Source organism: Paenibacillus praedii, assembly GCF_049725345.1.
Lineage (GTDB): Bacteria > Bacillota > Bacilli > Paenibacillales > Paenibacillaceae > Pristimantibacillus.
The window spans coordinates 1-23,272 of sequence record NZ_JBMWAM010000006.1 but is presented as its reverse complement, the minus strand read 5'-3'; the positions used below and the strand labels follow the sequence as shown (position 1 = coordinate 23,272).

21 protein-coding genes and 1 pseudogene are annotated in these 23,272 nt (G+C 49.5%); 16 read left to right on the top strand and 6 right to left on the bottom strand.

The window, feature by feature from the left end; genetic code table 11:
- Positions 1 to 54 precede the first annotated feature (54 nt).
- The 11 genes from ACO9K6_RS07555 to ACO9K6_RS07505 all read left to right on the top strand — a co-directional run bounded on the left by ACO9K6_RS07555 (position 55) and on the right by ACO9K6_RS07505 (position 11,897).
- Positions 55 to 708, top strand: a complete 654-nt coding sequence (locus ACO9K6_RS07555; protein ID WP_424766942.1) for a M48 family metallopeptidase — start codon at positions 55 to 57, stop codon at positions 706 to 708.
- A 546-nt stretch (positions 709 to 1,254) separates the two neighbouring features.
- A complete protein-coding gene (locus tag ACO9K6_RS07550) occupies positions 1,255 to 2,799 on the top strand; it encodes an ABC transporter ATP-binding protein (protein ID WP_424766941.1) in 1,545 nt (514 codons plus the stop codon).
- A complete protein-coding gene (locus ACO9K6_RS07545) occupies positions 2,796 to 3,857 on the top strand; it encodes an ABC transporter permease (RefSeq protein WP_424766940.1) in 1,062 nt (353 codons plus the stop codon). The genes ACO9K6_RS07550 and ACO9K6_RS07545 overlap by 4 nt, the downstream gene beginning before the upstream one ends.
- Entirely contained in the window at positions 3,854 to 4,765 is a 912-nt protein-coding gene (locus tag ACO9K6_RS07540) for an ABC transporter permease (RefSeq protein ID WP_424766939.1), read from the top strand. The genes ACO9K6_RS07545 and ACO9K6_RS07540 overlap by 4 nt, the downstream gene beginning before the upstream one ends.
- Before the next feature lie 74 nt (positions 4,766 to 4,839).
- Positions 4,840 to 5,997 (top strand): BMP family ABC transporter substrate-binding protein, encoded by a 1,158-nt coding sequence (locus ACO9K6_RS07535; protein ID WP_424766938.1) that lies wholly within the window; start codon positions 4,840 to 4,842, stop codon positions 5,995 to 5,997.
- Between the two features lie 16 nt (positions 5,998 to 6,013).
- Positions 6,014 to 7,009, top strand: a complete 996-nt coding sequence (locus tag ACO9K6_RS07530) for a formamidase (RefSeq protein WP_424766937.1) — start codon at positions 6,014 to 6,016, stop codon at positions 7,007 to 7,009.
- A 36-nt stretch (positions 7,010 to 7,045) separates the two neighbouring features.
- Entirely contained in the window at positions 7,046 to 7,804 is a 759-nt protein-coding gene (biuH, locus tag ACO9K6_RS07525) for a biuret amidohydrolase (RefSeq protein WP_424766936.1), read from the top strand.
- 26 nt (positions 7,805 to 7,830) lie between these two features.
- Positions 7,831 to 8,520: a cysteine hydrolase family protein gene (locus ACO9K6_RS07520; RefSeq protein WP_424766935.1), complete on the top strand. Its 690-nt coding sequence runs from the start codon at positions 7,831 to 7,833 to the stop codon at positions 8,518 to 8,520.
- A 51-nt stretch (positions 8,521 to 8,571) separates the two neighbouring features.
- Positions 8,572 to 10,206, top strand: a complete 1,635-nt coding sequence (locus ACO9K6_RS07515; protein WP_424766934.1) for a PucR family transcriptional regulator — start codon at positions 8,572 to 8,574, stop codon at positions 10,204 to 10,206.
- The gene (locus tag ACO9K6_RS07510; protein WP_424766933.1) at positions 10,203 to 10,316 is read left to right on the top strand and encodes an S-layer homology domain-containing protein; all 114 of its coding nucleotides are present in this window, start codon (positions 10,203 to 10,205) and stop codon (positions 10,314 to 10,316) included. Before ACO9K6_RS07515 ends, ACO9K6_RS07510 begins: the two co-directional genes overlap by 4 nt.
- Positions 10,317 to 10,535: 219 nt before the next feature.
- On the top strand, positions 10,536 to 11,897 hold the full coding sequence (locus ACO9K6_RS07505) for a glycosyltransferase family 2 protein (RefSeq protein ID WP_424766932.1): 1,362 nt from the start codon (positions 10,536 to 10,538) through the stop codon (positions 11,895 to 11,897).
- 19 nt (positions 11,898 to 11,916) lie between these two features.
- On the opposite strand, the gene ACO9K6_RS07500 is transcribed toward ACO9K6_RS07505, so the two are convergent.
- Both ACO9K6_RS07500 and ACO9K6_RS07495 read right to left on the bottom strand, forming a co-directional pair.
- A complete protein-coding gene (locus ACO9K6_RS07500) occupies positions 11,917 to 13,680 on the bottom strand; it encodes a cache domain-containing sensor histidine kinase (protein WP_424766931.1) in 1,764 nt (587 codons plus the stop codon).
- On the bottom strand, positions 13,677 to 15,239 hold the full coding sequence (locus ACO9K6_RS07495) for a response regulator transcription factor (protein WP_424766930.1): 1,563 nt from the start codon (positions 15,237 to 15,239) through the stop codon (positions 13,677 to 13,679). The genes ACO9K6_RS07500 and ACO9K6_RS07495 overlap by 4 nt, the downstream gene beginning before the upstream one ends.
- Positions 15,240 to 15,420: 181 nt before the next feature.
- On the opposite strand from ACO9K6_RS07495, the gene ACO9K6_RS07490 reads away from it, so the two are divergent.
- Genes ACO9K6_RS07490 through ACO9K6_RS07480 form a run of 3 tightly spaced genes read left to right on the top strand, consistent with a single transcriptional unit; the run spans position 15,421 to position 18,510 of the window.
- Positions 15,421 to 16,770, top strand: a complete 1,350-nt coding sequence (locus ACO9K6_RS07490) for an ABC transporter substrate-binding protein (protein ID WP_424766929.1) — start codon at positions 15,421 to 15,423, stop codon at positions 16,768 to 16,770.
- A 10-nt stretch (positions 16,771 to 16,780) separates the two neighbouring features.
- Complete coding sequence (locus ACO9K6_RS07485; protein ID WP_424766928.1) at positions 16,781 to 17,695, top strand: carbohydrate ABC transporter permease; 915 nt, start codon at positions 16,781 to 16,783, stop codon at positions 17,693 to 17,695.
- Positions 17,692 to 18,510 (top strand): carbohydrate ABC transporter permease, encoded by an 819-nt coding sequence (locus tag ACO9K6_RS07480; RefSeq protein ID WP_424766927.1) that lies wholly within the window; start codon positions 17,692 to 17,694, stop codon positions 18,508 to 18,510. The genes ACO9K6_RS07485 and ACO9K6_RS07480 overlap by 4 nt, the downstream gene beginning before the upstream one ends.
- Positions 18,511 to 18,648: 138 nt before the next feature.
- On the opposite strand, the gene ACO9K6_RS07475 is transcribed toward ACO9K6_RS07480, so the two are convergent.
- The 3 genes and pseudogenes from ACO9K6_RS07475 to ACO9K6_RS07465 form a co-directional block, all read right to left on the bottom strand.
- The gene (locus tag ACO9K6_RS07475) at positions 18,649 to 18,948 is read right to left on the bottom strand and encodes a spore coat protein (RefSeq protein WP_424766926.1); all 300 of its coding nucleotides are present in this window, start codon (positions 18,946 to 18,948) and stop codon (positions 18,649 to 18,651) included.
- Positions 18,945 to 19,154, bottom strand: coding sequence for a hypothetical protein (locus ACO9K6_RS07470; protein ID WP_424766925.1), 210 nt, complete (start codon positions 19,152 to 19,154; stop codon positions 18,945 to 18,947). The genes ACO9K6_RS07475 and ACO9K6_RS07470 overlap by 4 nt, the downstream gene beginning before the upstream one ends.
- A gap of 33 nt (positions 19,155 to 19,187) precedes the next feature.
- Positions 19,188 to 19,856 (bottom strand): annotated as a pseudogene (locus ACO9K6_RS07465) (zinc-binding dehydrogenase); the annotation flags it as partial.
- A gap of 144 nt (positions 19,857 to 20,000) precedes the next feature.
- Here ACO9K6_RS07465 and ACO9K6_RS07460 point away from each other — a divergent pair.
- Positions 20,001 to 20,378: a hypothetical protein gene (locus tag ACO9K6_RS07460; RefSeq protein ID WP_424766924.1), complete on the top strand. Its 378-nt coding sequence runs from the start codon at positions 20,001 to 20,003 to the stop codon at positions 20,376 to 20,378.
- A 24-nt stretch (positions 20,379 to 20,402) separates the two neighbouring features.
- Positions 20,403 to 22,577 carry a protein translocase subunit SecD gene (gene secD, locus ACO9K6_RS07455; protein ID WP_424766923.1) on the top strand — a complete coding sequence of 725 codons (2,175 nt, stop codon included), beginning with the start codon at positions 20,403 to 20,405 and terminating at the stop codon, positions 22,575 to 22,577.
- Positions 22,578 to 22,835: 258 nt separating this feature from the next.
- Here secD and ACO9K6_RS07450 read toward each other — a convergent pair whose 3' ends face one another.
- Positions 22,836 to 23,039: a hypothetical protein gene (locus tag ACO9K6_RS07450; protein WP_424766922.1), complete on the bottom strand. Its 204-nt coding sequence runs from the start codon at positions 23,037 to 23,039 to the stop codon at positions 22,836 to 22,838.
- Positions 23,040 to 23,272: the final 233 nt, after the last annotated feature.

The following is a 23,272-nucleotide window of genomic DNA, read 5'->3' as shown; positions in this document are numbered from 1 at the left end:
AATAATCAAAGTCTATGGTGATTTAGAAATAACCTATCAGGAACGATGGTGATTATGAGGATTGATATTGAAAATAATACGATAGAATTTAATGTTTTATATGGAATTAGAAAAAAGATTTCGATTCATATCGATTCTTTGGGTCTCATAACAGTTAAAGCTCCTAATGGAACAAGCGATGAAATGATTATGAGCGCTGTGGAACATCATGGGAAAAGGATATTGGGAAAATTACATACGATGGCGGAAGCTCGAGAAACCCCTAAGACAAGAAATTATCAAGGTGAAGGAAAGTTCCTTCATCTTGGGAAATATTATTTTCTTCACGAGCTAATTGAGACGAAAGAGCTAAATGAAGAAGAGCTTAAAAGCAATCTGAAGAAGTTCTATTTCTCAAGCTGCAAGAAGATTGTAGGGGAAAGAATCAAAGTATATCAAACGCAGCTGAAAGTAAAACCAAAAACCATTGAAATAGTAGAGTCTAGAACCAAGTGGGGAAGCTGCAGCTCGAATAAAAAAATAACCTTTAATTATCGCTTAGCCATGGCTCCAATTGAAGTTATCGATTATGTAATCATCCATGAATTATGTCATCTCACTCATATGAATCATGATCGATCATTTTGGCGGCGTGTAGGAAGCATTATGCCGGATTATAAAGAAAAGGAAGAGTTCTTGGCAAGGCATGGGTATGCTATGACGCTTTGAGAATTATACGAGAGTGATTTCCCGCAACCGATACATGTGGAGTGCTGTGTGTTGAAAGGAAAAAGCAATGAATAAGCAGAAGGGTTCGAGAATTTTTAAAAGATTCTCGAACCCTTCTGCTTATATTATTCCAAAGTTACTTTGCATGAGTCAATCTCTTCATTGTAATGAATGCTTGTTGTTTTGTAAAATGCTCGGTGGAACCGAACTTATTGTCACCAACGCTGCCCATCACTGGTGCAAAAATAAAATCAATTTCGTATTGAATGTACAGGTACTAAAAAAATATGAAAGATATTTGGCAAAGAGGTGACCTCAATGGGTCATCTTTTTTTTGATATGGCTCACTCACCTCCTGAATGAGAGAACGAATACGTGTCTCTGTATGTTATTTATATGTAATGTTTATTTAAATATGACAAAACTAAATACAAAAATATAGAGTTGAATTACAAAGATAAACTTCCTATAACGTAATATAATCAACTCAAGACATATGACGATAAAGAATTATGTTATATAAACTAACACAAAAGGGACGGGTGAATGATGGAGAACAAACGGCAGCAAGGCTCCTCCTCCTCTCTTCTACAAGCCAAGGGGTTAACGAAGCGCTTTGGCTCTCTGGTCGCCAATAAGGACATCAACCTGGAAGTGGGAAAAGGGTCCATTCATGCGATTCTTGGCGAGAACGGAGCAGGGAAAAGCACGCTGATGAAGATGCTCTACGGCGTGTATGAGCCGGATGAGGGAGAGGTTATCATGGACGGATCGGCAGTGACGCTGCATCCGCCGATCAAGGCGAGGGCGAAAGGGATCGGCATGGTATTTCAGGATTTCCGGCTTGTACCCGCATTGTCTGTGCTGGATAATATTGCGCTTGCCGTCTCGGAAGGAGGCTGGCGTCTGAAAAGAAAGCAGCTGCGCGAGCGTATCGTGCACATTTCTGAAAAATACGGCTTGGCCGTCAATCCGGATGCGGAAGTGTGGCAGCTCGATCTCGGGCAGCGGCAGCGGCTGGAGATTGTCAAAGTGCTGCTCGTTCCTGGAACGCGCATTATTATATTCGATGAGCCGACGAGCGTTTTAGTTCCCCAAGAGGTGGAAGCATTCCTTACGATGCTGGATCTGCTCCGCAAGGACAATTACGGCATTCTGCTCATTACACACAAGATTAACGAGGTGCTTGCGTGCGCCGATCAGGTTACCGTTCTGCGAAGCGGACAAATCACGTATCAGGCGAGCCGCAGCGAAGGGCTGGACGGGGATACATTAATCAAAGCGATGATGGGAGTAAAGACGCTCCATACCGTCGTGAAGCATAGCGCCGCTTCGGAAAAGCCTGCCGATCCAGTTATGCAGGTATCGCAAGGGACGATACTGGGCAGTCACGGAGAAACGGTGCTGCAGCAGCTGAATTTGACCTTAAGGGCTGGCGAAATAACGGGAGTTGCCGGCATTTCGGGGAGCGGCCAGCGTGAGCTGGCTGAGGTGCTGTTCGGCCTAAGGCAGCTGTCGGCTGGCTCGCTCACGATTGGCGGGCAGGAGCTCAAAGGCGGTCCAAGCTCATTCATGAAAGCGGGCGTTACCTTCGTTTCCGAGGATCCGTTAAAAGAATCGGTCATACCGGGCTTTACCATTCTTGAGCATATGGTGCTGGACGGCATTCCGGTGCAGGCCAAGGGAATGGGCATGGATTGGAAAAGGGTGCGCAGTCTGCTTGACGGCAGCGAGGATGCCCGCGCGCTGGCGCTGGCGGATGCCGGCCGCAGAGCGGATGAGCTCTCCGGCGGGAATGTCCAGCGAATGGTGCTCTCCAGGGCGCTGATCAGAAAGCCCGGTATTTTAATTATCAGCTATCCAAGCCGGGGGCTGGATATCGGAACGACACATACGATTCAGCAGCAGCTGATTACGCTGGCTGAGCAGGGAACGGCGATTCTGCTGTTCTCCGAGGATCTGGATGAGCTGTTCAAGCTTTCAGACCGGCTGGTTGTGCTCTCGGGAAAACAATTATTCGGTCCGTATATTCCGTCTGAGACAAATCCGACAGAAATTGGCTACCGAATGCTGAAAGGAGAATCCGCATGAAGCAGCAAGCTGTGCCAGCATCATCGCTTAATGGAGACTTGTCCTTTCGAAAACGGCTGAAGCCGATCGGACTGCAAATTGCCGTTGCGGCGGCCCCTTTTATTCTATTCGGATTATTTCTGCTCCTCTATGATGTGAATCCAATCGTGCTGTATGGTTCGATGCTCAGCTCGACGTTTGGAGATTTATATGGCTTCGGCGAGGTGCTGATCAAGGCGACGCCGATTATATTAACCGGCTTGGCAGCGGCTCTCCCGGCGAGAGCCGGCATGATCAATGTGGGAGGAGAAGGGCAGCTCGCGATTGGCGCGCTCTTCGCAACCTGGTTTGCTGTATTTTACCTGAACAGCATGCCAGCGTGGATCGGGATTCCGCTTATGCTGCTTGCAGGCGCATTGGGCGGCGCGGTATGGGCATCCATTACCGCTGTGCTGAAGGTGAAGGGCAACTTGAATGAAACCATCTCCAGTCTGCTGCTGAATTATGTTGCAGCCTTTACGGTCGGCTTCTTCGTTCATGGACTGCTGAAGGATCCTGACTCGTTCAATTGGCCGTTTTCTCCGGAAATTTCCTCGGCGCTGCGGCTTCCTATTATTAACGGCACCAGACTTCATTTTGGTATTGCGATAGCAATCGCGCTTGTACTGGTTGTGTGGTTTGTGCTGAAACGGACGCGGCTGGGCTTCCGGATCCGCGTTCTCGGCAGCAACCATCTGGCTGCTGAGCGCGCAGGCTTCAAGGTGAAATGGATGCAGTTCGGCGTACTGCTGGCAGCGGGCGCGCTTGCCGGTACGGCCGGAATGATTGAGATTGCAGGCATCGAAGGGCGGCTGAGACCTGCAACCGGCGTAAATTATGGATATCTTGGCTTTCTGGCGGCCTGGATGGCTTGGAACAGCCCGCTGCGGTTGACGATTACCGCTTTTATCCTGGGGATGATCACGGTAGCCGGTAATTCTCTTGAGATTTCATCAGGCCTGCCGTCATCATCGGTTCACATTCTTATGGGACTCGTCTTATTCTTCTTGTTAGGCATCGGAAGGAGGTTGAAGAAATGATAGCAGACATATTAACCGGTGCGATACGCTCGGGAACGTCAGTTATGCTGGCGAGCCAAGGCGAATTGATAGCCGAGCGGGCGGGAGTCATTAACCTGGGTACGGAAGGCTCGATGCTGTGCGGTGCGCTTGGGGGATTTGCCGTCACGGTGTGGACGGGCAACCCTTGGCTGGGCACGCTGGCCGGCGGGATATGCGGACTGCTCATATCGGCCATTCACGCCTTTCTTGTATTGACTTGTCATGCCAATCAGCTTGCGACAGGGCTGACGATTATGTTTTTCGGAATGGGGATTACCTCATTTTTTGGACGCGGCTTTGTAAGTGAACAGATCGTTGGCTTTAATCCAGTCGCGATTCCTTTTTTATCGGATATTCCTTTTATCGGGCAGGTGCTGTTCAATCATGATCCGCTAACCTATTTATCGTTTCTGCTTGTACCTCTGCTGTGGTTTCTCCTGTTCCGGACGCGGCTTGGCGTCATTCTACGGGCGACAGGAGAGCGGGAGGAGGTCTTGTTCGCCAATGGTATTAACCCGAAGCTGGTCCGCTATGCGGCGGTGCTGGCCGGCGGATTTTTAGCTGGTGTAGGCGGGGTGCAGCTGTCTGTCGCTTTCACGCACAGCTGGGTGGAGAATATGGTGCAGGGCCGCGGGGTTGTAGCGGTGGCTCTCGTTATCTTCGCCTCTTGGCTGCCGTTTCGCGCCATGCTCGGCGCTTATCTGTTCGGAGCTGCTCAAGCGCTTCAGCTTACGGTTCAACAGGCAGGGCTCCCGATTTCGCCATTCTTCCTCTTCATGGCGCCTTATCTCTTGACTTTGGCTGCACTGTATGTAGTTGAACGGAAGAAAAGAAGCCAGACGCCGGAGGCGCTTGGCAAGGTATTCACCGGCACCTCAAGCGGATGACCTGCCGGATCGCCGGGTTCCCGGCAGCATTCGGCTGTATCATATAAAACAGATAAAAAGTGGAGGGAAACCCAATGAAGAAAAAAACAAAAATGTATGCAATACTCGCAATGGCATTTATTCTGCTGATTACCGGCTGCAGTCAGCCTGGAGCCGAGCAAGCTCCTACTTCGAATGCAGGATCGGGCAATACGGAAAGCGCGGCTGTTCCAGGTACTGATGGAACAGCAGTAGGCTTCATCTTCGTAGGCGCAAAGGACGACTATGGCTACAATCAAGCGGCCTACCTGGGAAGTGCGGGTGTAGAAGAGGCTTTTCCGGATCTAAAGGTTCTGCGTGCCGAGAATGTTCCTGAGACGGCGGAGGCTGAACGGGTCATGGAGCAAATGATCAAAGACGGAGCAAAGATTATTTTCCCAACCTCTTACGGTCATCTTGACCCGGCGCTGAATGTGGCCAAACGCCATCCGGATGTTGCCTTCTTCCACCAGGGCGGATTGAAGACAGCGGACAATCTGGGAACGTATTTCGGAACGATCTGGGAGCCGGTTTATTTGGCTGGCGTAGCTGCAGGCAAACTGTCTGAAACAGGCAAGCTGGGTTATATCGTATCGGTGCCTATTCCACAGGTTTTGCTTAACGTGAATGCCTTTCAGCTGGGCGCCCAATCAGTGAATCCGGATGCAACAACTTCTGTTGTTTTCACGGGAAGCTGGTGTGATCCGGGTCAGCAGGCGAATGCGGCCAATTCCCTAATCGACAGCGGCGTGGATGTGCTTAGCCAGCATCAGGATTGTACGAAGACGGTGATCGAGACGGCTGAGCGCCGGGGTGCGATGTCGGTAGGCTACCATGCGGATGCTTCGACGCTGGCACCAAAGGGCTGGATTACAGGCTCGGTATGGAACTGGTCTAATCTGTATGTGGATATGGTTCAAACGGCGGTTGACGGTAAATTCAAAGGAAGCATCTATGATGGCAAGTATCGCGGAAGAATGAGTGACGATGTAGTGCAATTGACGGAAATGGGCTCGGAAGTGCCGGATGACGTGAAGCAATATGTACAGGAAACACGGGCTAAGCTGCTTGATGGAACGCTGCAGCCGTTTGTTGGACCTGTTTTTGACCAAGCGGGCGCCGTTCGAATTGAAGAAGGCGCGGTACCAACGATGGATGAGCTGGAAGCCGCAGATTTTCTAGTGAAGGGCGTTATCGGCAATATTCCAAAATAACAGGAGGCGGGTCCGTATGAGCGGATTGGGAGGATTAAATAAATCGAAACACGGCGTCGTAATCGGTCTTGCGCAGCTTAAGCTGCCGGTGGTGGAAACGCCGCAGCAGCTTGCGGATCAGACGGCCCGAATCGTGGAGATGACAGCCAAAGCCAGACGTGGCCTGGCTGGAATGGACCTTATTGTATTTCCGGAATATTCTTTGCACGGTTTATCGATGAATACAGATCCGGCACTTATGTGCCGGGTCGATGGACCGGAGGTGGAGGCTTTCCGGAAGGCTTGCATAGACAACCGGATATGGGGATGCTTTTCGATTATGGAAGCTAACCCGAACGGTAATCCCTATAATACCGGACTCATCATTGATGACCAAGGCGAGATCCGATTGAATTACCGGAAGTTGCATCCTTGGGTACCAATTGAGCCCTGGGAGCCGGGCGACCTGGGCATTCCGGTCTGCGACGGTCCGAACGGGAGCAAGCTCGCTCTTATTATATGCCATGACGGGATGTTCCCGGAGATGGCGAGAGAATGCGCGTATCTCGGGGCGGATATTATGATTCGAACGGCAGGCTATACGGCTCCGATTCGTCATGCGTGGAGCATTACGAACCAGGCGAATGCCTTCTGTAATTTGATGTATACCGTCTCCGTCTGCATGAGTGGCAGCGATGGAACCTTCGACTCGATGGGAGAAGCGATGATTGTCAATTTTGACGGTGTGCCGCTAGTAACCGGAGGCGGCCGGGCCGATGAGATTGTCGCCGGAGAGGTGCGTCCGGACCTGGTTCGCGAAGCAAGGCAGCAGTGGGGAGTTGAGAATAACATCTACCAGCTTGGCCATCGCGGCTATGTTGCCGTTAATGGAGGGGCGACCGATTGTCCTTATACCTATATGAAGGACATGGTTAATGAATCCTATAAGCTTCCATGGGAGGATGAGGTTGTCGTGAAGGACGGTACGTCTGAAGGCTTTCCGAAGCCGGAGCGTGAATATAAACGCGGCTAGCTCACAGACATCAGGCTGTTAAGGAGGGAAGCTGTATTGGAGTTCAATTATCTGAAGCATCAGAACCATAAACGATCTGTTCAAGCAGTCCCTTACACGTGGCCTTATGATGGAGAGCTTGTCCCAGAGAAGACAGCCGTGCTCGTGATCGACATGCAGATTGATTTTTGTGGTAAAAGCGGCTACGTGGACCGGATGGGGTACGATTTGTTTTCGACCGCCCGTGCAATCGAGCCGACGAGGCAGCTGCTTGATGTCGTGCGCGCAACTCCGGGTTTTACGATCATTTATACAAGAGAGGGACACCGCCCGGACCTCTCTGATCTGCCGGCCAACAAGCGCTGGCGGAGCGGACGGATCGGCGCGGAGATAGGGACCGCGGGGAAGGCGGGACGTATCCTGGTGAGGGGAGAGCCGGGATGGCAGATTGTTCCTGAGCTCTCGCCGCTGCCGGGCGAAATCGTTGTGGATAAGCCTGGCAAGGGCAGCTTTTATGCAACAGACCTTGATTTTATATTGAAGAGCCGTCAAATTACACATCTCATCCTGACAGGCATGACGACCGATGTCGGCGTCCAGACCACGATGCGGGAAGCGAATGACCGCGGGTATGAATGCTTGATTCTGGAGGATTGTACCGGCGCTACAGATATAAGCAATCATGCTGCCGCATTGAAGATGGTGACGATGCAGGGAGGTGTATTTGGGGCAGTCTCGACCTCGGACAAGCTGATTAGCACGCTGCTTCGTTTGCAATTGCAGACCGGGTATCAGCAAACGATTTTAGAAACATGACAACAAGCGAAAAGGGGAGTAAAATAATGAATCAATGCATGACATTGTCCGGCGCGCTGCCGTATGAGTATACATTTTGTCCTGAACGGACAGCCTTGCTTGTCATTGATATGCAAAACGATTTCTGCGCGCCTGGCGGCTTCGGCGAACGTCTGGGCAATGACATCGCGCCTGCCCGGTCGGTTATTCCTGTTATAGCGGATGTGCTGGCAGCGGCCCGCGCCGCAGGTTTAATGATTATACATACAAGGGAAGGGCACCTGCCCGATCTTTCGGATTGTCCGCCTTCCAAGCTTGCCCGCAGCCGAAGACAGGGAGCGGGTATCGGAGATGAGGGTCCGATGGGACGGATTCTGATTCGTGGCGAGCGGGGGCATGATATTGTGCCCGAGCTGAAACCGATCGAAGGCGAATGGATATTGGATAAGCCTGGCAAGGGAGCATTTTATAAGACGGATCTGCAGAACTGGCTGGAAGAAAAAAAGATTGAATCAGTTATCTTATGCGGTGTAACTACCCATGTTTGTGTACACACCACCTTACGGGAGGCGAATGACCGGGGCTATGAATGTCTGGTTCTGGAGGATGCCTCTGCGGCATTCGATCCGGAGGATCATCAATCAGCGATTCGAATGGTGTGGCAGCAGGGTGGAATATTCGGCTGGGTAGCAGCTTCAACTGCTTTCATTGAGCTATTGGGTAAGAGGCATGAATAGATAGGCCAATAGCAGGCTGGAACGTGATTCTTGGGGAAAGGAGAGTGGAGGATGGAAGAGGGGCTTGGATTAGCGGTTAAGGATCTTCTTACAATACCCCATTTCAAAACGGCGGTTATTCTTGGCGGTGAAAAGGGATTGGATCAGATTATTAGCAAAATCAATGTGATGGAGGTTCCGGACGTCATTGATTGGGTGAGGCCCGGCGAGTTTTTGATGACGACGGGCTACGCATTCCGCAACGAGCCTGAAGTGTTAATGACGCTCATTGCGCAGCTCGCAGAGAAGGGCGTAGTCGCACTCGGTATTAAGACCAAACGGTTTATTGAGCATATTCCTGAGGCTGCCGTGGAAGCGGCGAATCTGCATGGCTTGCCCCTGATTGAGCTCCCGCAGGACATGGCCTTCTCCGATGTGGTGCGCGAGGTGATGGAACGGGTGCTCATTGCCGAATCCCGCCATTTATCAACTCTTCAAAGCCGGGTTCAACGTCTGTCCCAAGTGCTTCTGCACGGGGATGGGCTTTCTGCATTTCTGCATCATTTGGAGCTGCTCGTACGAAATCCTGTCCTGATCCTGGATTCCAACAACAGTTGGACGGCATCTCCCGCCGCAGAGCGACTATGCAGACAAATTAAAGAGGCGGCGTGGGAGAAGCTGCGTGAAGACCGCATGCTGGAAACCGGGTTTATACAGATTGCGGACAAGTATGTCCGTTCCTATGTGTCGGTTGTTCAAGATAACCAGGTTCCGCCGTTTCTGCTCGTCATGCTGGAGGCGGAGAATGAATATAGCATCGTGGATACGTTAACGATGAACTGGGCCAGTGAATTGGTCGGCTTTGAGATTAGCAATGCGCAAACAAGAAAGAAGATCGAAGCAAAATACATCGATCAGTTTATACAGGATTGGATGGCAGGGCGGATCATCTCGCCTGTTGATCTGCGCATGCGCGCAGAGGCGTGCGGCAGCCCGATTGATGATGAATCAACTTATGTGGCGGGAATGGCTTCCTTCCGTGGCGCGCGCCCTGGGGTAACCGAGCTGCAAGAATTGGCACGGCGGATGAACTGGGATACAGCAGCGGGCAAGCAGTCTGTGCTATGGACCGTCCTTGAAGAAGAGCTGACCGTACTCATCACTTTGCGGAAGCCGGAGGAAGGGAAGAATGCTGATATGCTTCATATGGGCATCGCAGGAAGCGCTTTGGCGCGCTTTCATCAGATGTTCCCGGATCGCTCCATTCAATTATGCTTAGGCCGGGAGGCGCCGAGCCAAAGTGAAGTGCCGGCCAGCTTTCGCGAAGCGAAACGGGCTGCTGAGGTAGGCCGGGTATGCGGCATTACCGACGATATGGTCCATTACAAGGATTTGGGCGTATATCTGCTGCTCTACCGCTTGCAGGGAACGGAGGAGCTGGAGGAGTTCAAACGTACGTATCTGGAGCCGCTTCTTAATTATGATCAAAAGCATCAAGGCTCACTGTTGAATACCTTGCGGATGTATTTTCAATGCAACGGAAATGCGAAGGAGACTGCCGAGAGGTTGTTCCTTCATTATAATACGGTTAATTACCGGCTGGAACGAATCCGCAATGAGCTTGGCTTGCGCCTCGATGACCCTGAGACAAAGCTGCAGCTTCAGCTGGCGGTTAAATTGTATGAAATTAAGGAGCTTCCGCAATGAGAATCGCCAAAGCGATGAGGATCATGATCAACGGGTTTGAATACGGAGCCTTCCGGCCGAATGACAAGATTACTCGTGAACAGGCAATGGTCATCATCTTATCATTTTAGAGAAATCTGGACACCTCTTAAATGAATTGGGATTCGACTGTATCGGGATGATGAGGGACATATGTATAATATGTAATTAATGGAACAGCTACTTAATATGTTGCACTACCGCAAATAAAGAGTATACTCCTACGTACAAGCAACCTCGAAAGGATTTCATTTTATGCTTAAGCTCTCCTCCTTTCGTTGAAAGCTGCTTTCTGATTGGAGTATTACAACATGAATCAACAGACCGCATCAAACACTCCTAGTCGCTTATCCGAACGGAAGAAGCCCCGCAGACGCAGGTATATTCCGGTTAAAAGCAAGTTTTATCTGAGCCACATCATCGCACTATGCTGGTTGTCCTTCTCTATTTTCATTTCACTTCCATGGATTTATGATCTTGGACAGCAGATTACCATCCCTTTAGCGGTTTTCATTGTTGTCGGTATTTCCTATATTCCCGGTTATATGAATGCCTTCATGGTGTCGAGTCTCTTATTCGACAAGCAGCCTGCCTTGAAAGTGCCCAGACCGACAGAGCCAATAACGATATTGATAGCCTGCTATAACGAAGAAGCCGGAATAGCCAATACGATCAGCTACATCGCTACTCAGGATTACGAAGGAGAAATCACGGTTATTGTCATTGACAATAACAGCACCGATCGAACGGCTGCGGCTGCCCAAGCTGCCGGGAATGAGCTCGGGCTTCATTTGAAGGTGCTTTATGAGCCTATGCCGGGGAAAAATCACGCGTTAAACGCTGCGCTCGCTCATGTGGAGACCGAGCTGATCCTTACTTTAGATGCAGATACGCTGCTTCATACCTCGGCAGTCAGTAATATTGTCGCAAGGTTATTAACTGCTCCCAAGGAGGTATGTGCCGTAGCCGGGGCCGTACTTGTACGGAATGGACGAGACAATTTTTTGGCGAAAATACAGGAATGGGACTATTTTCTCGGCATCGCAAGCATTAAGCGGCTTCAAGGCCTGTTCCAAGGGACGCTGGTCGCGCAAGGCGCGTTCTCGCTATACAAGCTGGATGCGGTTAAGCTAGTCAGCGGTTGGCCAGATGCTATTGGAGAGGATATCGTATTGACCTGGCGATTCCTCGCTAACGGTTGGAAGGTTTATTTCGAACCGCTCGCCGTAGCCTTTACGGATGTGCCGGTAAGCTTTTATCATTTTTTCAGGCAAAGAAGCCGCTGGGCAAGAGGGATGATCGAGGCTTTGAAGGTCGTTAAGCCGTGGCAGCAGCCCTCGCCATACACTAAGTATTTAACCTTCTGCAATTTAGTTATGCCTTACCTGGATTTCGTCTATACGTTTGTGTGGCTGCCGGGCTTAATATTAGCTCTCTTCGGCTATTATTGGATTGTTGGCATTACGACGATGCTCGTGCTGCCTCTTACCTTCGGCGTCAATTTCATCTTGTATAGATACCAGAGACGCGTGTTCGAAACGTTGGATTTACGAATCCGCAAAAATGTATTCGGCTTTTTCGCTTATGTTTTGCTTTACCAAATCATAATGAGCCCGGTTTCGGTATGGGGCTATATGCAGGAGGCGCTTAAGCTCAACCGGGTGTGGAAATAGCCTATGGCGGCTCCTCCATTTATTCTGTTGAGGCAAGCAACTTAGGCAATTCCACTATCACGGCCGTCCCTTCACCGGGGCGGCTGTCCATTCGCATGGAGGCCTGCTTGCCGAATAAATGCTCCACTCTCTTACGCGTATGAGACATGCCGATGTGCCTCAGGCCGGAATTCTTCTTATTTTCTTTCTTATCCCAAATGTCCCCAAGCAGTTTTTCCTCGATGCCTATGCCATCATCGATAATTTCAATCGTTAGCTTGCTTTTCGATACGGCTGCCGATATCAGAATCTTCCCATTCGCCTCCTTAGGCACAATCCCATGGAATATTGCATTCTCCACAAAAGGCTGAATCAAGTTCCGCGGAACCAGGCAATCATAGGCTTCGTCCTCGATATCCCACACGACTTCGAACATATCAATATACCGATACGATTGAATAGCGATATAATCTCTCAGCAAGGCGATTTCTTCGCGAAGAGGGTTGAGGGACTGGGAGTCGCCCAGCTTCACTGCGTCCTGCAGGATACGGATAAAGGAGCCGACCATGCGCACGATATCATCATTACCCTGTTTCTGTGCCATGTAGATGACCGCATTTAATGTATTGTAAACGAAATGCGGATTTAATTGGGAAAGCAGTAGCTCCAGCTCCAGCTCTCGCTTATCCTTCTCATATTGAATCGACTCCTCCAAATGAGTTTTAAGCTGATGGGTCATCCGGTTAAACCCTTGACCCAGCTTCTCCAGCTCGTCTCCGGTTTTGATGCTTACCGAAGTTTGCAGATTGCCGCTCGAGACGGCATTCATTGCATGGTACAGACGCATGATCGGTCTCGTGATGCGGAAGATCGCAGGCATCATCAGGAGCAGGATGAGTGTCGTGCTGGTCAAAGAAAAAACGCCAAGCAGATAGAGTACGATTTTGCCCCTTTCGATGAGTGAAGCTTCTGATAAAAAAGTTACAAGCTTCCAATTGTTGCTCTCAAACCGGTCGATCAGCATATAGCCGCCATGGATGTGAGAGGTGCCTTCCTGCTGCTGCCCGGCAGCGGCTGCAAGGAGCGCGGGGGTGAGCGATGCATCCTCTGCGAAACTCTCTTTCTCGTAGAGCAGATAGCCTGCTTCATTTAACCAAATGAAGCCCTCGAAGTCCTCGCTGCCGAAGTCGAGCAGCGATGCAAAGCTTTCGTAATCCAGATTCAAAATTAATTCACCGATCGTACGTCCCGGCTGCTCAATATCCTTGACGGTGACAATAAAGCTGATGGTCTTGCCCTTCTCCGTGGTATTGTTGCTGATAATCATGTCATGCGGCTCGGTAAAGGCATACTGCTGCCCGGACCGAGCATGGTTCTGATACCAGGGCTCCTTCAAATGCTTACTGAAATACTGGTCGTTTCGAGCCTCGCTCCAGAAAACTGGCCCACCAGGGAGGAGAAGGGCAAAGCTGGTTACTTCCTTGCGGAGCCCTTTATTATCATCCAGAAAGTCCAAGGTGTCTGCGATCATAGCGAATTGACCGAAGGTATCCAGTTGGTTGTACGTTTTGTAGAAGGCTTGAAGCTGATCGGAAATAATGAGCGAGAACGAAAATTTGGCGATATCGTCCGACATGTATTCCAACTGTCTGACCGTTTGGCTGAGCTTCGTCTCATCCTCGTGTATCATTTGTTTTACCAGAATGGTCTGATAATAATAATAGGTAAAGGCTGCAGACAGCACGAAGCTGATGATCGCCACAATGACGATCCGCTGCAGGATGATAGAACGAAGGCTCTTCATGAAGGGTAGCCTCCATGCCGGTATTGATGGGGGAGCATGCCTGTCATTTTTTTGAACACCTGGCTAAAATGCTGCGGAGACCGATAGCCGACTCTCGCGGAGACCTCAGTCATTTTGGCGTCCTCCTGGATCAATATGCGCTTGGCCTGAAGAATACGGTGCTCCGTCAAATAATCGAGAAAGGTCCGCTCAAGCTCACGCTTGAACAATTGGTGGAGATAGGAGGCGCTAATACAGGTGGAGCGGGAGACGTCTTCGATGTTAATGTCCTCGTGGTAGTGCTCATGAATATAGCGCAGCGCATTCCGCATTTTTGCGGACAGCCGGTCATGCTTAATTCGTTTAGAGCAGAGGCTCTGAAGAATCGTGATGAATCGGTTCATGATCTGATCTACGTGAAAAATCGGACCGGTCTCCTTCATATCGAGCGGGTTGGTCTCAAGAAGCCCTTTGGAGACGGCAAGACGCTGATTGACAAGTGCGGTCAGCGCATGAACAAGCTCGTACAAGCCCGGCAAATTCCATTGCGGATGGCAGACGGATTCGAACAGCTTATGGATAGCGCTTGCAATTTGCTCAGGCTCATTCTGATTCATTCCTTCCAATAGTTTCTCAAGGTGAAAGCTGGGGAACCACATCGGATCAGCTTGGTCATGAGCAAGCAAGGAGAGCTCATCCACGCACAGCAGCTGCTCTTTCCCTCCAAAAACAGCATGCCGTGCGGCGGCCTCGATTTGCCGCAGGGAATGCTGAAGCGACGTGAAATTTTGGTTCTGGAAGGAGAAAAATAAAGAATAGCTATGGTCGCAATGCCGCTTCAGATGCTGTTGAATGGTTGCTGCGAGTTCACGAAACGAATCGCGCAGCAGGGCTGCGGATTTGTTTTTCTGCGAAAACAAGGCGACGAATGGCTTGCGATGAAGGGGAAACTCGCCAACCAGCTGCCAGGAAGGGTTATCCGCGCACAGGTGAAATTCTGCGGTATCCCATGTAAACGACGAAGTGCTCTCTGCACTTCCGTGAATAGAACGAATAGCCGTGAAGGGTACGTCTCTTTGGATAAGCAGCATCGCGTAAGGCGGCTTGGCTTCGTTCTGTTCGAATAGGGTTGTTGTTAGCTCCGTACCTATAATTGCCTTCATAAGCTGTTCGGAGCGCTGCATTCTTCTCTGCCGATCGTCAGTTTCCCAGGACTCCTTAGCTTTGCTCAGCTCCTGGAGCAATTTGTCCCGGTCGACTTCATGCTTGATCAAATAGCTGGAGACGTTTCCAAAGGAAATGGCCTGCCTTGCATAGTGGAAATCCTCATAAGCGCTCATTACAATAAACTTAACGCACAATTTGCGGTCCGCAACCGCACGTATGAGCTCCATTCCGTCCATGACGGGCATGCGAATATCGACAATCATGATCTGCGGCCCGATTTCCTCACAAAGACGCAGTGCACTGCGGCCGTTCGAGGCGGTTGCTGCGATCTCAAAGCCCAATTCCTCCCAAGGCAGAAGACTTCTGATATGCTCTAAGGCAATTCGTTCATCATCAACCAATATGACCTTCATAGACAATTACCTCCGCCATTCCGTCTCTATGATTGATTATAACGTACAAGATGGTGCTGGAAGCAAGGTAAGTGTAGAATCTCGACCGAAAGTGTTGAATTCCAATGTTTACGCTTACATTTACGGACGTGTATATTGAAAGCGTACACAATATCCGGTGAAAAAGAGGAGAGGTTATACAATGTTTACGCAACCTTGGATAAGACGGATTGGTTTGTGGGTCTCTGTTATGATGCTGGTTGGTTTACTTGCAGCCTGTGGAGGCGGCAACTCTGGAAACGGAAATGGATCCAGCAGCGAAGAGACGGGGAATGAGGGCGATAACACAGGAACGAAAATCAAAGGAAACGAGGACTATAAGGGGGAATTCGTATTATGGACATGGGAGCCTGAGCATCCAACGGCTCTTGCGGCCTTTAACGAGAAGTATCCGAATATAAAAATGAAGCGGGTTAATGTAGCAGCAGAGGATATTTCCAAAAAGCTGCAAACGACCATCGCATCGGGCGGCGAATTGCCGGACGTCGTAAGGATCGAGCGCGGGCAAAAAGCAAAAATTTTCGATATGGACATTCTCGAAAATCTCGAAATGCCTCCGTACAATGTGGATAAATCTATTCTGTTCGATTATGACATTGCGACCTTCTCTAAGGACGATCATATGATCTCCATACCAGACGATATGAGCGTAGCGGGGATTGCTTACATTAAATCGCTTGCCAAGGAATATTTCGGAACCGACAATCCGGAGGAGATGGAAGCTATTTTTACCGATTGGGATGTCTTTATTGAGAAAGGGAAAGAGGCTCTGCAGCAAAGCGGAGGCAAGGTGCAAATGTTTCCGAGTCTCGGCGATGTGCTCCAGACGCTCAAGGGTCAGCGTCCAGAGCCTTATTTTGACGGCGATAAGCTGAATACAGAGATGCTAACGAGTACGGTAACGGACCTAGTGAAATTCCGCGACGCCGGTATAATCGATAAGCTTGACCAGTGGACGCCGGCTTGGAATGCGACGTTCGGCGGGGAAAAATATATTTTCGCCATCTCACCCGTATGGATGCCGCAGTATGTGATTGGACCAAACGACAAGACGGACGACCGCTGGGCGCTGATGGTGCCTCCGGGCGGCGGCTTCATTCGGGGCGGCTCCTCGCATGGCATTCCGACAGGCGCCAAAAACGCAGAGCTTGCGTGGAAATGGATCGAATTCACCTCGTTGTCACAGGAGGGCGCAGTCGCACAGAAAGCAGACGGCGTGTTCACACATTACAAAGCGGCTTATGAGGACGAAGCGTTCACGAACTGGACATGGCGGAACTTCGGCAGTCAGGATATCGGCCATAAGTTCTTCGTCGACATTTCGGCAACGACCAAGGATATGCCGGAGAATATCAACGATTTGGTGCTGGACGAGGTGATGAACATTGTGCTCCAGACGCTTGCTAAGGATGCGGCGTTTGGCGTGGAGCAGGCGCTGGACAGAATTCAAAAAGAACTGAAAGCGAAAGCACCTAACATCGTATGGGAGTGATTGACTAGCGATGGATGCCGTAAAAAGAAGATGGGTACCTTACTTTTTTCTCTCGCCATATATGCTGTTTTATTTGGCCTTCGGCCTTATTCCGATGGTGTTCTCGTTATACGTCAGCCTGACGAGCTGGAACGGGATCGGAGAGAAAACGTTCGTCGGGCTGGAAAACTACAGGTTTCTATTCAGTCCTGATTCGTATTTCTTCAAATCGGTCGGTAATACACTGCTGTTTGTCGCGTTTACGCTGCCGCTGCAAATTATTTTCGGACTTCTCATCGCCTCGCTGCTCTACAGCCGCTGGGTGAAGTGGAAGGGCTTCTTCCAACTGGTTAATTTCATGCCGTATATCGTAACACCCGTCGCGGTGGGGCTGATGTTCAACCTACTGTTCGACTGGCAAGCGGGATTTATTAATAAAATATTGCTTCATTTCGGATTGGTGGACGAGGGCATCTACTGGCTGGGCGATCCGATGTATGCTCGAATGGTCATTATTGTCATGCTGTTCTGGAAGGGCTTCGGCTACACGATGATCTTCTATTTGGCTGGCTTGGCCAACATTCCGAAGGATTTGTATGAAGCTGCGCAGGTGGATGGAGCCTCAGGGTACCGGACATTCATATCGATTACGCTGCCGCTTCTTAAGCCTGTCACCATCTTTATCGTCATTACCGGTATTATTGGCGGCTTTCAATTACTTGAGGAACCAATGCTGCTGCTCGGCGGCTCCGGCATGGGATCGAGCACAGCCGTTATTGGAGGACCTGACCGATGCTGCTTAACGACGGTATGGAATATGTACGACACCGCATACGGCAGTACGACTCGTTATGGACTTGGGGCCGCGATCGCCTATGGCTTATGTGTCATTATCGCGTTGTTCTCCTTCATTGGCGCTAGATTTTACAGGGGGGATCAGGAATGAGCCATACGCTTCGAACGACAATTGCGACATCCGTGATTGCGCTTCTATCCCTCTTCGCGCTGCTGCCCTTCTATATCATGACGATTATGGGAACGTATCAGAACGAGGATCTTTTTACGAAAATCGTGCTTGTTCCGGGTACGTACCTGCTTGAAAATTTCAAAACGGTAGCGGCCAGCCGGTTCGATCTCGTTTACTGGAACAGCTTGATCGTATCCGTGGCTAGCACAGTACTGTCGGTGCTGGTCAGTGCATTCGCAGGCTTTGCTTTTGCCAAGCATGAGTTTAAGTATAAGGGCAAAATATTTGCGGCTGTACTGCTTACGATGATGATTCCCGGTCAGCTTGGTCTTGTTGCTTACGTTATTGAGATGCGTTATCTTAGTTTATCAGGCACGCTGCTGCCTCTCATTCTGCCTTGGGTGGCCAATGCGTTCGGTGTTTATTGGATGACACAATTTATTAAAAGCGCGGTTCCGACAGAGGTGCTGGAAAGCGCGCGGATCGACGGCTGCTCGGACATCGGGGTGTTTTTTCGGATCGTGATCGCGTTTATTTATCCTGCGATTACAACGCTGTCGCTTCTGGTGTTCCTCTGGTCATGGAATAATTACCTGCTTCCGCTTATTATAATCAATAAACCCGAGCTGTACACGATACCGCTTGGCATCACAGCGCTCGGAGATGCCTACCGCACCGATCTGGCAGCACAAATATTAGGCCTCACGCTGGGCACGGTCCCGGTGCTCATCCTGTTCGCCATTGGCTCGAAGAGCTTTATTCGCGGGCTGACGGCAGGCTCGGTGAAGGGGTAAGTAAAGCCTAATGTCAAATAAAGCCGAAGCCGATCCCCGCATATGGATGCGTGGGGATCGGCTTTTTGCCCGTCAGCGCGAAAAAAAGCACCCTTACGGGGCTAATCAGGCAACGCTTTATGCGAAGCTTTCTCCGTACTATAAGGTTGGTGTATTTAATGCGGTCTGGATATTCTGAAGGTCTAACTGGATTTGCTCATTCACGTTCCAAGGGTGGTACCAGCCGCGATCGATCATGTACAGCATGATTTGCTCATGCATGTCGATTGCTTCCTCTAGTTGTGCTGTTAGCGTCGCTTTGATTTCCGGAGTGCCGGACTCCGTTACCGCCATGGCATAATTCCGCACGCCGCTCTTCGCGGCGATTAGAAAATCTGTTGCAATGACTTGATCGGTCATTGTATTCAGGCCTGTCAAATGCTCAAGAATGGTGTTCATGCCTTCATCTCCTGTTGAATTGCTTTAGCTAGAATTGCACTCATCTCCTGCAGCTGGCGAGTCGAGATGTCAATGTCTTGCTGCATAATGGCCTTTAGAGCCGGGTCTGAGACTAACCCTTGCATCGTTTTTGACTTGGTCAAACCTACCGTTTTGAATGCCGCTAATTCGTGAACCTCAAGCGTTTCGTGCAGAGCATATTCCATAATAACTGTACCTCCAATCCCTCTATCGTCAAATCATGGCTTGAGCACTACCTTGATGCAGTTATCTTGTCTCGTATCGAAAATTTCATATCCGTGCTTTGCATCGCTGAGCGGGATCACGTGAGTAACAACGTCGCCTGGGTCGACCTTGCCTGTATCGATCAGTTCGTACATATACGGCATGTAGTGGATGACCGGCGCTTGACCTGTGCGGATGTTGACATTACGCTGAAAAATATCGCCGAGCGGGAAGCCATTGTATCGTCCGCCGTATACACCTGTTATTTGAATCGTTCCGCCTTTGCGTACAGCCTGCGATGCGATAACGAGACCGCCCATAGCACCGCCATGGAGCTTAAGACTGGAAGCCAAGGATTCCAGCGGAGACATTTTGCCGCTCATTCCTGAGCAGTCAATTACGACGTCCGCACCTCCTTTGGTCATTTCCTTCAGCTCATTTCCAATGTTTTCTTTTGACAACGGGTTGACGATCTCCACATGGTTTGTCCGTTTCGCATGCTGCAGACGGTAATCGAGGTAGGCGACCGCGGTCACACGCTTTGCGCCTTTGAACCACGCAAACTTCTGCGCCAGCAGACCAACCGGGCCGCAGCCGATAACGATGACGGTGTCGCCTTGCTTCACGCCGGCATTATCGACACTCCAGAATGCGGTTGTCAGCGCATCGGCAATTGTGCTTATACATAAAATAACAAGGTTTTATCCTAAGCCTATAAAGCCTTTTTAAAGCTTTTCGATGACTCTGTTAATAAACGGATAGTGCTTCATTTCCTAATTTGCGTTAAACTAGGTGAACAGGATTTGTCAAGGAGAGGAGCGGGATCGATGCGTACAAGGCTGTCATACTATCATGGGTTTATTTTATTTACGGTTGCGTTTGTTACATTTGCCGTGTTAACACCTGGTTTCACCAGTCAAAATGCCAGCGCTGATGCCAATTACCCCTCCTTTACCCGAAATGACGAATCCAGCTTCCTTAACAGCACGAGACAATCAGGGGGCTCTAATCCTTTCTCTGCGAATGATGTTGCCTCACTCCAACAAATATTCCGTCTATTATCAGAAAGACTATATACCGTCCCTTCTGAATTCGACAATTCGATCGCTGTTCGTCTGCTTCACCTTAAGCTGGACCCGATCAAGTTCACATCGGAGTTCGTGGCGCGCTCCTCTATTTATTTCAACCAGCTTTACTGGAAATGAATCGAGAAGGGGTTTTATTAAAAAATGAATATGAAACGATTATTAGGTTTTCTGTTAAGCATCATTATTTCGTTTACGCTTGTGATTACCACTTCGCCAACAATCGTTGACGGCATTAAGCTGGGCCTTGATTTAAAAGGCGGTTTCGAGATTTTGTATGAAGCTACTCCCGTCAATGAGGGAGGCGTTGTGACCAAAGAGGCGCTCCGGGAAACTGCCAAAAGCTTGGAAAAGCGTGCCAATGCTTACGGCGTAGCTGAGCCGGAAGTGACGCCTGAGGGTGAGAATCGCATAAGAGCACGTATTGCAGGCATCACGGACGAGCAAAGCGTTCGAGATATTATGAAGAAGCCTGCCGAATTAACATTTCGTGGGCCGGATGGCACGAAGGAGATGATCGGCAGCGATTTCGTAGAGGGTGCGGCACAGGTCGCTAACGATCAGATGAATAACCCGATCATCCTTATTGAGGTTAAGGATCCTCAGAAGCTGCGGGACGTATCCCAAAAGCTGCTCGGGAAGCCGCTAGCCATCTATCTGGATGACGAGGAGCTGTCGGCCCCGGTCGTACGCTCGGTTCTGACGAACGGTAAAGCTGAAATTTCCGGCAATTATACGCGAGAGGAAGCTCTTGAGCTGGCCGATGTCATTAATTTAGGCGCGCTGCCGTTAAATCTGAAAGAGATATATACGCAATCCGTAGGCGCTTCGCTTGGACAGCAATCTCTTGAGCAGACGATTCTCGCCGGCATCATCGCTTCGGTGCTTATCCTTCTGTTCATGCTTATTGTCTATCGGATACCTGGTCTGATCGCATGCATCACGTTAGTCGTTTATAATTGGGGCTTGCTGCTCCTTATGTACTGGATGCAGGCGACGCTTACGCTGCCGGGAATTGCGGCATTCGTGCTCGGCGTCGGGATGGCGGTCGATGCCAATATTATTACAGCGGAGCGAATTCGGGAGGAGATGCGAACTGGAAAAAGTCTGCTCTCCGCGGTCAAAGCGGGCTCCAAAAACTCGCTTAGCACCATTATGGATGCCAATATTACAGTTATCGTAGCTGCATCGGTATTGTATTTTGTAGGTACTGGCGCCATTCAAGGCTTTGCTCTTACGCTGATCCTGAGTAACCTGCTGAGCATGTTTACGAATGTATTCTTTTCCAGGTTCCTGTTATCTATGCTGGTCCGCAGCAACATCATGACGAAGCCTGAATATTTTAACGTGAAAAAAGCGGATATTCATTCGTTGGCGGATGGAAAAGAGAAAGCAGCTTCCTATTACAAGGTTTATGATTTTGTGAAGCATCGCAATAAGTTTTTTGCCGTCTCCGCGGCCGTTACTGTCCTTGGGATTCTGATGCTCCTTATTTTTAATCTCAACTATGGCGTAGATTTTAAAGCAGGTACAAGCTTAGACATCGCAGTCGGACAATCGATTACGCATGCTGAGGCTGAGGAGTTGATCACGAGTGCCGGATTTACACCGTCGTCACTTACTGTTGGCGGCGATAAGAGCGACCGTGTATCCGCTCGCTTCGAATCGATTCTCAGCTCTGATGATGGGGACGTGAACCGGATACTGCAGCAGTTTAAAAATAAATATGGTGACCAGGTATCAGGTGAGGAGAATACCGTTGACCCTGGTATCGCGCAGGAGCTAGGCATTAAGGCGATCTTCGCTATTATCATCGCAAGCATCGGGATCATCGTGTTCGTCAGCTTCCGGTTCGAGTGGCGATTCGCCTTGGCCGGTGTTATTGCTCTTTTACATGACGTATTGATGGTGGTCAGCTTGTTCGCGATTTTCAGGCTGGAGGTCAATCTGCCGTTTCTTGCGGCGATCTTGACGATTATTGGTTATTCCATTAACGATACGATTGTCATATTTGACCGTATTCGTGAAAATCTGCGATTTTCAAAGCTCAAAACGTTTGAGGAGCTGGCCCACCTGGTGAATGTCAGCATATCGCAAACATTGACGCGCTCGATTAATACCGGTCTTATGGTATTATCCGCATCGCTGATTCTCCTATTTGTCGGAAGTGAGTCCATCAAGCTGTTCTCGCTTGCGATGTCGTTAGGCTTGATCTTCGGGATGTACTCAACCATATATATCGCGAGCTCCATATGGTTATTATTGAAGAAAAAAACGTTGAACAAGCCTAGCAGAGAAGAGGTAAGCGAGCAAGTTTAAAGCGAAATGTATTAAAAGATAGCTTGTAGCTCTGTTCTTGCAAGACTGGTGGGGCTTTGCCGTCTGGGACAAGCAAATCACCGATTCATAAGTATACGACAAGGGAAGTAACGTTTTATCTGTGATTTAGAAAAGAATGAAGCCTACACCCTCCAAGGAGGAGACTGCAGGCTTCATTTATTTGTATGTAGCAGGAAACGGCACTAACTATACAAGTTACAACTATATAGTAGGTGTTTAATAGATATCCTTCGTCTACTATGATTCCGAATTCTCATCTTCGCGGAATTCCTCTAGACGAAAATCATCTACTTTCTCGCCGTCCTCCCAAATTTCTACGAAGAGAGCATCGCAGTTTTCGAAATCGGCAGATTTCAAGGATAAAGCTTTTTCCTCGTCAGTCCCTACATATACATTTTCCATTCCATCCTCATTGAACGAGAGTATGACGTATGTTTTCATTATATTGCACCTCCAGCAAGTATATTTGTAGCAGTATAGCATGAAATCAATTATATGTAGAAACATGATGCAGAAAAAAAGTTTTAAAAAACGCTTGACCTTCTAGGCCTGTACATGGTATATTCTAATTCCGGCCGAGAGAAACGCGCGGACGGCGAGAAAGAAAAGATTGCTCTTTGAAAACTGAACAACGAGTAAAACTGCCTCATGAATCCTAACGGATTGATGAAAAA